This window comes from Bradyrhizobium sp. BR13661, assembly GCF_029892425.1.
Classification (GTDB): Bacteria; Pseudomonadota; Alphaproteobacteria; order Rhizobiales; family Xanthobacteraceae; genus Bradyrhizobium.
Genome location: NZ_JARXWB010000025.1, coordinates 46,761 through 61,074 on the forward strand (window position 1 = coordinate 46,761; position 14,314 = coordinate 61,074).

Below are 14,314 nucleotides of genomic sequence, written 5' to 3' on the forward strand. Positions count from 1 at the left end.
TCTCAGACCCAGCCGCCGTCGACAATGTAGTGCTGGGCGGTGCAGGCGGAAGCTTCGTCGGAGGCGAGGAAGACAGTGAATTTCGCGACCTCGTCCGGCACGAGGCGGCGCTTCAGGCATTGTCGCTGCTGCAGTTCGGCCTCGCCGGCCGGCGTCATCCATTTTTCGAGCTGCCGCTCGGTCATGATCCATCCCGGTGCGATCGCGTTCACGCGGATGTTGTAGGGGCCATAGTCACGGGCGAGCGAGCGCGTCAGCCCGATCACGCCTGATTTACTGGCGGTGTAGGCGGCCATGCCGCCTTGTCCTGCGATCCACGACACCGAGCCGAAATTGATGATGGCACCGGCCTTGGCGGCCTTCATGTCCGGCAGCACAGCCTGCGAGGCAAAGAACTGGTGCTTCAAATTCACCGCGATGCGGTCGTCCCAATATTCGGGCGTCATCTCCTCGGTCTTGTGCCGTTCGTCATGCGCAGCGTTGTTGATCAGGATGTTGATCGCGCCGTGCGCCTTGCGCGCGTTAGCGACGCCAGCGCGCAGCGCAGGGATGTCGGTCAGGTCGACGCGCTGGAAATGCGCTGACAAACCTCGATCGGATAGCTCGCGTGCCAGGCGCTCGCCCTCGTCGACCTTGATGTCGAAGAACACGACCTTGGATTTTTGCTCCGCGAAGTGCCGCACGATCGCAGCGCCAATTCCCGCTGCGCCTCCGGTGACCAGGACGACCTTGCCGGCGAGGTCGGAATAGATGGCGGCCATGGGCACCTCTCAGTTTTTGGGGGCGGCGAAGGCCGCTCCGACTCTTTTGCGAACCTTAGCCATTCCCGCCGTGAGGTGCATAGGTCAGAATTTTAGTTGCGTACCTCAAAAATTGAAGGCACCATTGCGGCCAAAGAACAAGACTCGATCGGGAGGATGTGATGAGGCTGCTCGCCAAGCTGGGACTCGCCGCTGCCGCATGCCTGTTTTGGGCGAATTCCGCGACGGCCGACACGACCGTCAAATGGCTCCACATCGAGGTCAATCCGGCCCAGGTGAAGATCTGGGAGGAGGTCGCCCGCAGCTATGAGGCCTCGCATCCCGGTGTGAAGATCGAGATGCAGTTCCTCGAGAACGAGGCCTACAAGGCCAAGCTGCCGACCATCCTGCAATCGAAGGATCGGCCGCACATCATCTATAGCTGGTCCGGCGGTGTGCTGAAGACGCAGATCGAAGCCGGCGTGCTGGAAGACATCACCGATTCTGTGAAGAGCGGCGGCTACAGCGACACGATCGCACCCGCGGCACTCGCCGCCTTCTCCCAGAACGGCCGCGTCTTTGGACTTCCGATCTCGCTGTCGCAGGTCGGCTTCCTCTACAACAAGGATTTGATGGCCAAGGGTAATGTCGATGCAAGCAAGATCAAGACATGGGACGATCTGCTCGGGGCGGTGAAAACGCTGAAGGCCGCGGGTGTTACGCCGATTGTGGTTGGCGGCGCGGACAAATGGCCGCTGCACTTCTACTGGACGCATCTCGCGGTGCGCATCGGCGGCAAGCCGGCTTTCGATGCAGCACTGAAGGGTGAGAATGGCGGCTTCGCCGGCGAAACTTTTCAGAAATCCGGCGAGCTGTTCAAGCAGCTCGTCGATCTGCAGCCGTTCCAGAACGGCTTCCTCGGCTTCAAGAACCCGCAGGCGGTCGGCTATTTCGGTGACGGAAAGGCCGCGATGATCCTGGCCATCTCGTCCTTCTATCACACCCAGCGCGCGCTAGCCGCCGACAAGGTCGGTCTCAGTGACGACAAGCTTGGCTGGTTCGATTTTCCGGTCGTACCCGGCGGCAAGGGTGAGCCGTCAGACACGCTCGGCGGCATCACCGGCTGGCTGATCACCAAGGGGGCGCCCAAGGAAGCCACCGACTTCCTCAAGTTCTTTATCTCCAAGGACGTGCAGGCACGGCTCGCTGCCGGGAACTTCATCGTTCCCGTCGTCAAGGGCGGCGAGGCCGGCCTCAACAGCGACTTCATGAAGCAGATTGCGGCCAATCTGGCGAAGTCCAACTACCATCAGAACTTCTATGACCAGAGCCTCGGGCCCTCGGTCGGCCGCGTCGTCAACGACGTCACGGCTGAGATCGCCGGCGGCAGCATGAGCCCGCAGGACGCTGCGAAAGCCATCGAAGCGGCATTCAAGCAGGGCAATTGACGGTGGCGCGACGGATGGCGATCACCTCGCCGATCAGCGTTGCCGGTGAGGCGGCCGCGCAGGTCGCGAGCCGCGGCCCCAGCTGGGACGGCCGCTTCACCGTGCTGATCCTGTTCCTGCCGCCGGCACTGCTGCTGTTCACGTTGTTCGTGGTGCTGCCGATCGGCGAGGCGGCCTGGTACTCGGGCTTCAACTGGAACGGCTTCGGCACGCCGACCCACTGGATCGGCTTCGACAATTATCGTTTCGTGCTGGAAACGCGCGCCTTCTGGCTGGCGCTGCGCAACAATGGGCTGATCGTCGCGGTCTCGCTCGCGGTCCAGCTGCCGCTCGCGCTGACACTGGCCTTGATGCTGGCCGAGAAGTTTCGCGGCGCGGTGGCGCTGCGCATGCTGTTCTTCATGCCCTATATCCTGGCCGAGATCGCGACCGGGTTGATTTTCAGCTTCGTTTACGACGGTGACTACGGCCTCGTCGCCTCGATTTGGCGCACCTTCGGCGCCGAGCCGCCGCACCTCCTGGCCTCGACCGACACGGCGATGCTCGCGGTGCTGATTGTGATCGTCTGGAAGTATTTTGGCTTCCACATGATGCTGTTCATCGCGGCGCTCCAGAGCCTCGACAAGAGCCTGGTCGAGGCGGCGCGGATCGACGGCGCGACGCGCTCGCAATCCCTGCGTCATGTCGTCATTCCCTTGCTCTATCCGACGATCCGGCTTTCCGTGTTCTTCGCCATTGTGGGCTCACTCCAGCTGTTCGACCTCGTCATGCCGCTGACGCGCGGGGGGCCGGCGGATTCCTCCAACACAATGGTGAGCTTCCTCTATAACAACGGCATTTCGCGGATGCGGGTTGGCTATGGCAGCGCCATCGGCGTCATCCTGTTCGCGATCTGCGTGACCTTTGCGTTCACCTACAAGCGATGGTTCATGCGCGATGAATGATGCCGACGTGACCCGCGCGCCGTTCGATCCCGCCGTGCTGTTCAAGGCGGCGTTCCTCGCTGTGGTCGCCATCTTCGTGCTGGTGCCGCTGCTCGCAACCCTGCTCGGCGGCTTCAAGTCGCTCGGCGAACTGCGCGTCAATCCGTTCGGCCTGCCGCGGCACTGGGAGTGGCAGAATTATGCCGATATCCTGTTTTCCGGTCGCTACTGGCAGCTCCTGCGCAATTCATTGATCATCTCGACGCTCACGGTGACCTTGACCCTGATCGTCGCCTCGATGGCGGCGTTCACTTTCGCCCATGTCAGGTTCTTCGGCTCATCGATGCTGCTGAGCTATCTGACGCTTGGCCTGCTGTTTCCGGCGGCGACTGCCGTGCTGCCGCTGTTCATCAAGGTGCGCGATCTCGGGCTGCTCGACACGTATTTCGGCGTCGCGTTGCCGCAGGTGGCGTTCAGCCTTGCCATGAGCGTGCTGCTGCTGCGGCGCTTCTTCAAGGACATTCCCCACGAGCTGCTCGAGGCGGCGCTGGTCGATGGCTGCAGCTATATCAAATTCTTCCGCTATGTGACGCTGCCATTGTCGCGGCCGATCCTGGCAACGGTGGGCACCATCACCTTCGTCAACAGCTGGAACGCCTATCTGTTGCCGCTGGTGATGCTCAACACCGATGCGCTCTATCCCTGGCCCCTCGGCATCATGGTTTACCAGGGCGAATATTCGTCCGAATGGCACCTGATCCTGGCCTTCATCACCCTGACCATTCTGCCGACGATCATTCTGTTCCTGCTCGCACAGAAACACATCGTCGCCGGCCTCACGGCAGGTGCGGTCAAGGGATAAGCAAGACTTCACGGAGACAAAAATGAGAAAAGTCGGCGTCGGAATCATCGGCTGTGGTGTGATCAGCACCGCTTACATCAAGGCAGCGCAACGTTTTCCGGTCATGGAAGTGAGGGCATTGGCCGACATGCGCAGCGATGTCGCGGAGCGGCAGGGCGCCGCGTTCGGGCTGCCGGCGATGCGGGTCGACCAGCTGCTCAAGCGCGACGACGTCGATATCGTCGTCAATCTCACCGTGCCGCTCGCCCATACCGACGTCAGCCTCGCGGTGCTGAACGCCGGCAAGCACGTCCATTCCGAGAAGCCGCTCGGTATCAACGTCGCGGAAGCCCGCAAGGTGATGGATCTCGCCGCGCAGAAGGGTCTTCGCGTCGGTTGCGCGCCCGACACGTTCCTCGGCGGCGGGCACCAGACCGCGCGCAAATTGATCGACGATGGGGCCATCGGCACGCCTGTGGCGGGCAGCGCGTTCTTCGGCTGTCCTGGCCACGAGCGCTGGCATCCGGCGCCCGGCTTCTACTACCTGCGCGGCGGTGGGCCGATGCTGGACATGGGCCCGTACTACATCACCGATCTCGTGCAGCTGTTGGGGCCAGTCGCCAGCGTGATGGGCTCGACCGCGCGCCCGAAATCAGAGCGTCTGGTTACGAGCCAGCCGATGAACGGCACTCTTATCCCCGTCGAGGTTTCCACCCACGTCGCCGGGACGCTCGAATTCGAGAGCGGGGCAGTGGTCTCGATCACGATGAGCTTCGATGTGCCGAAGCACCGTCATGCGCCGATTGAGATCTATGGCGACAAGGGCAGCATGCTGGTGCCGGATCCGAACCGCTTCGGCGGCGAGGTGCAGGTCGCCAAGACCGGCGGCGAATGGGAAACGGTGCCGTTGACGCATGGCCATGTCGAAGGCGAGTTCCGTTCCATCGGCGTCGCGGATATGGCTTCCGCGATCCTGAACAACCGGCCGCACCGCGCCAGCGGCGCGCTCGCTTTCCACGTGCTGGAGGTGATGGAGGCATTCCAGATCTCCGCCGACGAGGGGCGGCGCGTCAAGATCGAAAACCGCGTCGAGCGGCCGGCGATGCTGCCGGCCGGACGTGAAACCGGACAAATCGACTGAGGGAATGAGCATGCGCAAGGCATTGATTGTATGGGGCGGCTGGCCGGGGCACGATCCCGATCTCTGTGCCTCGATGATCCGCGGCTGGCTGAAAGCGGAAGGCTTTGAAGTCCGGATCGAAACGACGACCGAAGCATTCGGCGATCCCAGGATCCACGATCTCTCCTTGATTATCCCGATCTACACCATGTCGAAGATCGAGAAGGCCGACGCGCTCAATCTTTGTGCGGCGGTGCGTGGTGGTGTCGGGCTCGCCGGCCATCATGGCGGCATGTGCGATGCGTTCCGCGATTCTGTGGACTACCAGTTCATGTGCGGCGGGCAGTGGGTTGCGCATCCCGGCAACATCATCGATTACAAGGTCGACGTGACCAAGCCTGACGATCCCATCATGAAGGGTCTGAGGAGTTTCGAGCATCGTTCCGAGCAATATTACATGCATATCGATCCCGCCATCGAGGTGTTGGCGACGACGACCTTTACCGGCGAGCACGCATCGTGGATCGATGGGGTGGTGATGCCGGTGGTCTGGAAGAAGCGCTATGGCGCGGGCAGGGTGTTCTATTCCTCGCTCGGCCACCGTGCCTACGAGCTCGATGTGCCGGAGATCCGGACGTTGATGACCCGCGGCATGCTGTGGGCAGCGCGCGAATGACGTCTGGCGCGACGCAGCCGGCGGTTCGCGCCACGCTGGAGGACGTCGCGCGCGCGGCGGGCGTTTCGCTCGCCACCGTCGATCGCGTCGTCAACCGGCGCGAGGGCGTGCGCGCCAAGACTGTCGCGCGTGTCGAGGCTGCGGTGGCCAAGCTCGGCTATCGCGCGGACGTTGCGGCCGCACGGCTCGCTCGCGGGCACAATTTCCGCTTCGCATTCGTGCTGCCCTCCGGCAGCAACAGCTTCATGACCAACCTGACCGAGCAGGTCCAGCGCACCGCAGACTGGCTCGCCGGCCAGCGCGGCTTCATCGACATCCACCATGTCGACGTGTTCGATCCGGATGTGCTGGCAAGCGCGCTCGAGGATTTGTCGCCGGCCTACCAGGGTGTCGCAGTCATTGCGCTCGACCATCCCAGGGTGCGCGCTGCGATCGACGAGCTCACCGCGCGCGGGGTCGCCGTGGTGACCCTTGTGTCGGACGCGCCGAGCTCGCGCCGCCTGCACTATGTCGGTATCGATAATCCGGCAGCCGGGCGAACCGCCGCAACGCTGATGGGGCGTTTCCTTGGCGGACGAGAGGGAACGGTCGCGGTGATCGCGGGATCGTTGTCGCTGCGCGACCATACCGAGCGCCAATTCGGCTTCCATCAGATCTTGTCGAGCGAGTATCCGAACCTGCGCGCGCTCCCGGTCATCGAGGGACGCGACGACAGCGAACGCACGCGGGAGCTCACCGCCACGCTGATCGAGCGTCATGCTGATCTGCGCGGCATCTATTGCTGCGGCGCCGGAAACCGTGGCATCGCCGATGCGCTCGAGGCGTCCGGCCGCGCGCGAGAGGTGGTCTGGATCACCCACGAACTGACCCAGTACACGCGGCGTTTTCTGGTCCGCGGCACGCTCGATGCCATCATCAACCAGGATCCGGGCCATGAGGCACGGTCGGCGGCGCGGGTGCTGCTGGCGCATTGCATGGAAGAGCCGATCAGCCCAGATCAGGAGCGTATCCGGATCGACATTTTCCTGCGCGACAATCTGCCGTAACGCCGCAGGTCCTAACCCGACCTCAAGTCCCGAAATGAATGGCCGGCGCTCTTCCGGGGCGGGCGCGTGCTGTCGCGCAGCATCAGCTTGGCGGGAAGCTTGATGTCCTTGCGCAGTTCCGCTGTGCCTGTCGTCATCAACGCGATCAGTTCGGCTGCAGCAGTGGCTCCGAGACTGCGGCGGGGCTGGACGATGGTCGTCAAGGTCGGTTCGCAATAGTCGGCATAGGCAATGCCGTCGAAGCCGACGACAGAGAGATCGTCCGGGATCTGGAGGCCTGCCGTGTGCACGGTCTTAATCAGGCCGATCGCCATTTCGTCGTTCGCCGCAAACAGCGCGGTCGGACGCGCCGCAGGCTCGAGCGCCAACAGCGCCCGGCCGGCCTCGACGCCGGTGCGGAAGGTGAAATCGCCAGGCAGGATCAAGCCCGTATCAGCCGCAATCCCCGCCTCGCGCAAGGCTTGCCGGTAACCTTCGAGACGCTGCTGCTCGAGAATGTTGGACTTGGGTCCCGACAGATAGGCGATGCTTGTGTGGCCCAGCTGGATGAGGTGTCCAACCGCCTCGCGCGCAGTGCCGACATTGTCGATTGTGACCTGCGGGAAAGTTTCGTGAGGGATGTACTCGCAAGCTGCGACCAACGGCACGCGCGCATCGCGCAAGTCGCGGTTGGGACTACGCATCATGTGGCCGCACAGGAGCAGCACGCCATCGGCCTGGCCGGCGCAGACGAGGTCGACGTAGCGCGCCTCCTTCTCCGGCGGACCGGCCAGATTGGCAATGATGAGTCCGTAGCCGGCGGCCGACAACGTGTCGTCGATGCCCTGCAGCACCTCAGCGAAGAACGGATTGGCGATATCAGGCACGGCCACCAGCACGACCATGGTCTTGCGGACGCGCAGGTTCCTTGCGGAAATGTTCGGGGTATAGCCGGTATCGCGCACGGCAGCGAGCACGCGTGTCCGGGTTTCCTCAATCACGACATCGGGGCGCGCCAGCGTCCGGCTGACGGTTGCAACCGAAACTCCTGCCAGCCGCGCGACATCGGAAATCTTGACCGCCTTTGGGCGTGTCGCCCGGGTTCGCTTGGCCATATCGAGCTCGCAACCTCACTGTCAGAACGGCACTTGCAAAATTTTGGAGTTCTGCTACGATGAAAATGTAATCGATTACATCCGGCGAGTAAAGCCGCAACGAGCCCATAAGGGCCGCAAGCTGAATACACAGGCCTGCAAAAGGCAGATCCGGGAGGGAATGATGAAACGCGCGCTGTTCGCATCGGTGGCGATTGTCGCCACGGCTTGGGCTTCGGTACCGGTCTCCGCAGACGAGATGAAGGCGGAGGTCATCCACTGGTGGACCTCCGGCGGCGAGGCCGCCGCAGTGAAAGTGTTTGCCGATCAATTCACCAAGGCGGGCGGTACATGGATCGATAGCGCGGTGGCCGGTGCTGCCAATGCGCGAAATGCCGCGATCAGCCGCACTGTTGCCGGCAACCCTCCGACCGCAATGCAGCTCAACACCGGTAAGCAATTCGACGAACTGGTGGAAGGCGATCTGCTTGCCGATGTCGATGCGGTCGCCACTGAAGGCAACTGGAAAAGCGTGATGCCCGCCGCAATCATCGCCGCGGCGACCCGCAACGGCAAGATGTACGCGGTGCCGATCAACATCCACGGTCAGAACTGGCTCTGGTACAACAAGGCCGTGCTCGCCTCCGTCGGCGCCGCGGAGCCGAAGTCCTGGACGGATGCTCTCGCAATCCTCGACAAGCTCAAGGCCGAGGGCAAGGTGATCCCGCTCGCGTTCTCGGGCCAGAAGAACTGGGAGCAGAACCTGTTCAACTCGGTCATGATCGGCGTCGGTGGCGCACAGATGTGGACCGGCATCCTCGGCAAGCGCGACGCGTCGCTGGCGGGGAGCGCCGAGTTCAAGGCGGTCGCCGTCACCTACAAGAAGCTCAAGGACTATGTCGATGCCGGCGCGCCCGGCCGCAACTGGAATGACGCGACCAACCTCGTCATCCAGGGTAAGGCCGGAATGCAGATCATGGGCGACTGGGCCAAGGGCGAATTCGTCGCGGCGGGCAAGGTCGCCGACAAGGACTATGGCTGCACGGTGTTGTCCAATGGCAGCGGCGGTTATGTGATGGGTGGCGACGTGTTCGTGTTCCCGAAGGCGAAGGACCCATCCACCACCAAGGCGCAGATGACCCTGGCGAGACTGATGCTGACGCCCGAGACCCAGATCCAGTTCGCGCTGAAGAAGGGCTCGATCCCCGTGCGCAGCGATGTCGATACGTCCGCACTCGACGCCTGCGCCCAAAAGGGTATGCGCTATGTCGCGGACAAAGCCCAGCAAATGCCATCCGGCGACATGCTGGCGCCGCCGGCGCTGACCGGCGCGTTGCAGGATGCCATCTCGCAATATTGGAACACCAATATGAGCGCCGATGAATTCTCCGCCAAGATCGTTGCGGTGCTGAAGTCACAGGAGTGACGCATCATGAGAACGCGGCCGACGAACTGTCGGCCGCGTTTCCTGCCCGTCGACCTCTCTCCAATCCGGCGATGCGATGCGTCTTTCACTGAACTCCCGACTTTCCGCGATCTCCGCGCTGTTGCCGGCGTTGTTGGTGATGGTCGTCGTCTATCTCGGCGCCACCAGTTGGACCGTGTGGATGTCGCTGACCAACTCGCGCATGCTGCCGAACAGCAATTTCGTCGGCTTGCGGCAATATCAGCTGTTGCTCGGCAACGACCGCTGGATCACGTCGGTCCACAACATCGTCATCTACGGTGTGCTGTTCGTTTCGCTCGCGCTTATGATCGGCTTCCTGCTGGCGGTCGCGATCGATCAGCGGGTGCGTGCCGAGGACACGATTCGGTCGATCTTTCTCTATCCCTATTCGATGTCATTCGTCGTCACGGGTCTGGTCTGGCAATGGCTGCTCAACCCGACGCTCGGCATCCAGCATGTCTTGCGCAGTTGGGGCTTCGAAGGCGCGACCTTCGACTGGATCGTACGGCCTGAGACTGCAATCTATTGCCTTGTCATTGCGGGCGTCTGGCAGGCTTCGGGGCTGGTGATGGCCATCATGCTCGCCGGCTTGCGCGGCGTCGACGAGGAGATCTGGAAGGCCGCGCGGGTCGACGGCCTGCCGAAATGGCGGGTCTATGTGTCCATCATCATTCCGATGATGGGTGCGAGCTTTGCAACCGCCACGGTGCTGCTCTCGACGGGCGTGGTGCGCCTCTACGATCTCTCGGTGGCCATGACCAACGGCGGGCCCGGCATCGCCTCGGAGGTGCCTGCCAAATTCGTCATGGACCATCTGTTCGAACGGGCCAATATCGGGCTGGCGACGGCGGCGGCCACCACCATGCTGATCACGGTGATCGCGGTGGTCGTGCCCTATCTCTACTGGCGTACGCGCAAGGGAGAGGTGCGATGACCTCAGTGGCCATGACCCGAGCGGCGCAGCCTTTGCCCGCCACACGGCGGAGCAAGCGCATGACCCCGGCGCGCTGGGGCCTTTACGCCTTCATCTTCATTACCGCGCTCTACTTCCTGCTGCCGCTCTATGTCATGGTGGTCACCTCGCTGAAGCCGATGGCAGAGATCCGGCAGGGCAATCTGTTGGCCTTGCCGGCAGCTCCCAGCATCGATGCATGGGTCAAGGCCTGGACCTCGGCCTGCACCGGGCTGACCTGCCAGGGCATCAAGGTCGGCTTCCTCAATTCGCTGCGCATCCTGGTCCCGTCTGTCGTCATCTCCATCCTTGTCGGCTCGCTTACCGGTTACGCGCTGTCGCTGTGGCGGGTGCGCGGCGCCAACATTTTGTTCGGCGCGATGATGGTGGTCGCATTCATTCCCTATCAGGTGTTCATCTATCCCCTGGTTCGCGTGTTCTCCTTCACCGGGCTCGGGCAGTCGCTCTCGACCATCGTGATCATCCACACGATCTTCGGCCTTCCCACCATGACACTGCTGTTCCGCAATTACTTCGCGTCGCTGCCAGTCGAGTTGTTCAAGGCGGCCCGTGTGGACGGTGCCGGCTTCTACCAGATCTACGCGCGGATCATGATGCCGATGGCGACCCCCATGATCGTGGTCGCGGTGATCTTGCAGACCACGGGAATCTGGAACGATTTCATCCTCGGGCTCGTCTTCGCCGGCCGCGATAATCTGCCGATGACGGTACAGCTCAACAACATCGTCAATTCGACGCAAGGCGAGCGCGCCTACAACGTCGACATGGCTGCGACGTTGCTGACTGCGCTGCTGCCGCTCGCCGTCTATTTCGGCTCCGGCCGCTGGTTCGTGCGCGGCATCGCCGCGGGCGCCGTGAAAGGCTGACGCATCATGCAGAAATCGGACGTCGATATCAGAGACCTGCAGATCGGCTTTGGCGGCCTGAAAGTGCTGGAGAATCTCAATCTGCATGTCGGTGAGTCCGAATTCCTCGTGCTGCTCGGGCCCTCCGGCTGCGGCAAGTCGACCTTGCTGAACGCGATCGCCGGGCTGATCGAGGCCAAGGGTGGCGAGATCCATATCGGTGGCCGCGATGTCACATGGGCAGAACCGAAGGACCGCGGCATCGCGATGGTTTTCCAGAGCTACGCGCTCTATCCGCGCATGAGCGTGCGCCGAAACATGTCGTTTGGGCTGACGGTCGCGGGCACACCGCGCGACGAGATCGAGCGCCGAGTCGGAGAGGCCGCGCAGATGCTGCGGCTCACCAATCTCCTCGACCGCCGTCCCGGCGAGTTGTCCGGCGGGCAGCGGCAGCGCGTCGCGATCGGACGGGCGCTGGTGCGCCATGCCGGCGTCTATTTGTTCGACGAGCCGCTCTCCAACCTTGACGCTCAGTTGCGCGCAGAGCTCAGGGTCGAGATCAAGCGGCTGCACGCGCGGTTGGGCGCCACGATGATCTACGTGACGCACGATCAGATCGAGGCGCTGACGCTGGCGGATCGCATCGCGGTGATGCAGGGTGGTGTGATCCAGCAGCTCGACACGCCGAAGAAGATCTATCGCGAGCCCGTCAACCGCTTCGTCGCTTCTTTCGTCGGCTCCCCCGCAATGAACTTCATTCCCGGACGGCTCGCACGCGGCAGCGAGGTGGCGTTCATCGCAGGCGCAAACCGGCTGAGCTTGAGCGGCTATGCCTTCCGCGGCCAGCCGACCGAGGCGCCGGCGGTACTCGGCATCCGGCCCGAGCATGTCGAGTTGACTGAGTCCAGCGACCCGTCCGCAGCGTCCGCGCGCATCGAGATGATCGAGCCGATGGGCGCCGACACGCTGATCTGGTGTCGCCTTGCCGACGGCACCGCATTCTCTCTTCGCCATGATGCCGACGCGCAAGTGCGTGTGGGAGACACGCTATCAGTCCGATTTCTCGCCGATGCCCTGTCGCTGTTCGATGAGACGAGCGGACAGCGCCTCTAGATCCTCCATCCAGCAGAAAGCGAGACATGACCAAGCCGATCGAACGATTTTCCATCCAGCTCTATTCTGCCCGCTCCATCACTCCGCTCGAGGGACAATTCGCGCTGCTATCCAGCCTCGGCTACACGAAGGTGGAGCCCTGGGGCGGACTGTTCAACGATCCCGAGACGCTCAAGAGACTCCTCGATACCCACGGGATGACTGCGCCGAGCGCCCATGTTGGCCTGGACCGGTTGCGCGAGGATGCAGTCGGCACAGCCAAGATGTGCAAGGGACTCGGCATCGAGACCATCTTTGCGCCGGCCCCACCATTGGGTGAGCGCGAGGGCGGAGAAAAGGAATGGCGCGGTATCGGGCGCGAGCTTGCCGAGATCGGAAAGGTGGCGACCGGTGAGGGGCTTAAATTCGGCTGGCACAACCATCACTGGGAATATGGCCGCAGCGATAGCGGCAAGACCTATCTCGAATGCCTGTTCGAGGAGGCCCCCAATCTCGTCTGGGAGGCCGATCTCGCCTGGATCGTGCGCGGCGGCGGGGATCCGGTCGCCGAGATCAGGAAGCATGCACGGCGCCTGGTCGCGTGTCACATCAAGGATCTTGCGCCATCGGGACAGTGCGTCGACGAGGACGGATGGGCCGACCCCGGGCACGGTATCATGGACTGGCCGGCGCTGCGCGCGGCGATGGAGGAGGCCGGGGTCTCTCTGTTCGTCGCCGAGCACGACAAGCCGAACGATGTCGCCCGATTCGCGCGCCGGGCGCGCGAGACCGTGACCGCCTGGACGTAACGGGGAGGGAAGCATGAACAAGCTTGGAGTCGGCATCGTCGGATGCGGCAACATCTCGACGATCTACATGCGCAACATGCCGAAGTTCCGCGATCTCAGGCTCGTCGCCTGCGCCGATCTTCGGTCTGAAGCCGCGCAAGCCCAGGCGGCGCAGTTCGGGATCGAGGCACTATCGATTGACGCGCTATTGGCGCACCCGGACATCCAGATCGTCGTGAACCTGACCACGCCGGACGCACATTTTGCGATCAGCCATGCTGCGTTGACCGCTGGCAAAAACGTGTTCGGCGAGAAGCCGTTCACCGTCGAGGCCGACGACGCAGCGACCTTGGTCGCGGAAGCGACCCGTCGCGGCCTGAAGATCGGCTGCGCGCCGGATACGTTTCTTGGCGGCGGCGGACGGATTGCACGCGAGTTTGTCGATACGGGCCGGATCGGCAGAGTGCTCTACGGCACCTGCTTTCTGATGTCGCATGGCATGGAGCACTGGCACCCCGATCCGACCTTCTTCTTCAAGCGTGGCGGCGGGCCGATCCTCGACATGGGACCCTATTACCTTGCGGCCCTGATCAACCTGTTGGGGCCGGTCGCACGGGTGCAAGGGCGTGCGAGCTCCGGCTTCACCTCGCGACTCGTGACCTCGAAGGGACCGATGAACGGCAGGACCATCGCGGTTGAAACCCCAACGACGGTCATGTCGCTGCTGCATTTCGAGTCAGGCGCCGACATCATCTTTGCGATGAGTTGGGACGTCTGGAAGCATGGACATCCGCCGATCGAGCTATATGGCACCGAGGGCTCCCTGCGGGTCCCTGACCCCAACTTCTTCGGCGGAGCGGTGCAATACACCGAGAAGGGGGGCGACTGGATTTCGGTTCCTGCCGACGACCGGCCGTTTGGCAAGCCCAACTGGCGTTCGCCGAATTGGGCAGATCACATGCCTGATCAGGCCAACTATCGTTGCCTGGGCGTCGCCGAACTCGCAAGTGCAGTGATGCGCAGCACGCCACATCGCTCCTCCGGCGCGCTGGCGAGCCATGCGCTGGAGGTGATGCATGCGATCCTCAAGGCCGGCGTCGAAGGCGGAGAGATCGCAGTGCGCTCGCGCGTCGAGAGGCCAGCGCCACTGTCCGACGTCGATGCAATGTCGTTGTGGGCCGGGGAGACGTTTTGAGGCGCGCAATCCCGGGACGCGCCTGCCAATCTCGCCATCGGAGGGACGTGCGCGTCCTGTCCCTGGAACGACCAAGGGAAGATGAGCTTTGGTGGAGTATCGAACTT

The 14,314-nt window shown here is 63.0% G+C and carries 14 protein-coding genes; 12 read left to right on the top strand and 2 right to left on the bottom strand.

Going from position 1 to position 14,314, the window contains the following annotated elements:
• Positions 1 to 2: 2 nt before the first annotated feature.
• A complete protein-coding gene (locus M2427_RS31065) occupies positions 3 to 761 on the bottom strand; it encodes an SDR family NAD(P)-dependent oxidoreductase (RefSeq protein WP_280710620.1) in 759 nt (252 codons plus the stop codon).
• A 161-nt stretch (positions 762 to 922) separates the two neighbouring features.
• Between M2427_RS31065 and M2427_RS31070 the strand changes: the two genes are divergently transcribed.
• Genes M2427_RS31070 through M2427_RS31095 form a run of 6 tightly spaced genes read left to right on the top strand, consistent with a single transcriptional unit; the run spans position 923 to position 6,794 of the window.
• A complete protein-coding gene (locus M2427_RS31070) occupies positions 923 to 2,188 on the top strand; it encodes an extracellular solute-binding protein (protein WP_280710621.1) in 1,266 nt (421 codons plus the stop codon).
• Between the two features lie 2 nt (positions 2,189 to 2,190).
• Positions 2,191 to 3,132 (top strand): sugar ABC transporter permease, encoded by a 942-nt coding sequence (locus M2427_RS31075; protein ID WP_280710622.1) that lies wholly within the window; start codon positions 2,191 to 2,193, stop codon positions 3,130 to 3,132.
• Positions 3,125 to 3,973: a carbohydrate ABC transporter permease gene (locus M2427_RS31080; protein WP_280710623.1), complete on the top strand. Its 849-nt coding sequence runs from the start codon at positions 3,125 to 3,127 to the stop codon at positions 3,971 to 3,973. The genes M2427_RS31075 and M2427_RS31080 overlap by 8 nt, the downstream gene beginning before the upstream one ends.
• 22 nt (positions 3,974 to 3,995) lie before the next feature.
• Positions 3,996 to 5,093 carry a Gfo/Idh/MocA family oxidoreductase gene (locus M2427_RS31085; RefSeq protein WP_280710624.1) on the top strand — a complete coding sequence of 366 codons (1,098 nt, stop codon included), beginning with the start codon at positions 3,996 to 3,998 and terminating at the stop codon, positions 5,091 to 5,093.
• Between the two features lie 10 nt (positions 5,094 to 5,103).
• Positions 5,104 to 5,748, top strand: a complete 645-nt coding sequence (locus tag M2427_RS31090; protein ID WP_280710625.1) for a ThuA domain-containing protein — start codon at positions 5,104 to 5,106, stop codon at positions 5,746 to 5,748.
• Positions 5,745 to 6,794 (top strand): LacI family DNA-binding transcriptional regulator, encoded by a 1,050-nt coding sequence (locus M2427_RS31095; protein ID WP_280710626.1) that lies wholly within the window; start codon positions 5,745 to 5,747, stop codon positions 6,792 to 6,794. The genes M2427_RS31090 and M2427_RS31095 overlap by 4 nt, the downstream gene beginning before the upstream one ends.
• Before the next feature lie 11 nt (positions 6,795 to 6,805).
• On the opposite strand, the gene M2427_RS31100 is transcribed toward M2427_RS31095, so the two are convergent.
• Entirely contained in the window at positions 6,806 to 7,888 is a 1,083-nt protein-coding gene (locus M2427_RS31100; RefSeq protein WP_280710627.1) for a LacI family DNA-binding transcriptional regulator, read from the bottom strand.
• A gap of 163 nt (positions 7,889 to 8,051) precedes the next feature.
• On the opposite strand from M2427_RS31100, the gene M2427_RS31105 reads away from it, so the two are divergent.
• The 6 genes from M2427_RS31105 to M2427_RS31130 all read left to right on the top strand — a co-directional run bounded on the left by M2427_RS31105 (position 8,052) and on the right by M2427_RS31130 (position 14,207).
• Positions 8,052 to 9,293 carry an ABC transporter substrate-binding protein gene (locus M2427_RS31105; RefSeq protein ID WP_280710628.1) on the top strand — a complete coding sequence of 414 codons (1,242 nt, stop codon included), beginning with the start codon at positions 8,052 to 8,054 and terminating at the stop codon, positions 9,291 to 9,293.
• A 76-nt stretch (positions 9,294 to 9,369) separates the two neighbouring features.
• Positions 9,370 to 10,248: a sugar ABC transporter permease gene (locus M2427_RS31110; RefSeq protein ID WP_280710629.1), complete on the top strand. Its 879-nt coding sequence runs from the start codon at positions 9,370 to 9,372 to the stop codon at positions 10,246 to 10,248.
• Positions 10,245 to 11,153, top strand: coding sequence for a carbohydrate ABC transporter permease (locus M2427_RS31115; RefSeq protein WP_280710630.1), 909 nt, complete (start codon positions 10,245 to 10,247; stop codon positions 11,151 to 11,153). Before M2427_RS31110 ends, M2427_RS31115 begins: the two co-directional genes overlap by 4 nt.
• 6 nt (positions 11,154 to 11,159) lie before the next feature.
• Positions 11,160 to 12,245, top strand: a complete 1,086-nt coding sequence (gene ugpC / locus M2427_RS31120) for a sn-glycerol-3-phosphate ABC transporter ATP-binding protein UgpC (RefSeq protein ID WP_280710631.1) — start codon at positions 11,160 to 11,162, stop codon at positions 12,243 to 12,245.
• Between the two features lie 26 nt (positions 12,246 to 12,271).
• The gene (locus M2427_RS31125; protein ID WP_280710632.1) at positions 12,272 to 13,033 is read left to right on the top strand and encodes a sugar phosphate isomerase/epimerase; all 762 of its coding nucleotides are present in this window, start codon (positions 12,272 to 12,274) and stop codon (positions 13,031 to 13,033) included.
• A 13-nt stretch (positions 13,034 to 13,046) separates the two neighbouring features.
• Positions 13,047 to 14,207, top strand: a complete 1,161-nt coding sequence (locus M2427_RS31130) for a Gfo/Idh/MocA family oxidoreductase (RefSeq protein WP_280710633.1) — start codon at positions 13,047 to 13,049, stop codon at positions 14,205 to 14,207.
• Positions 14,208 to 14,314 lie beyond the last annotated feature (107 nt).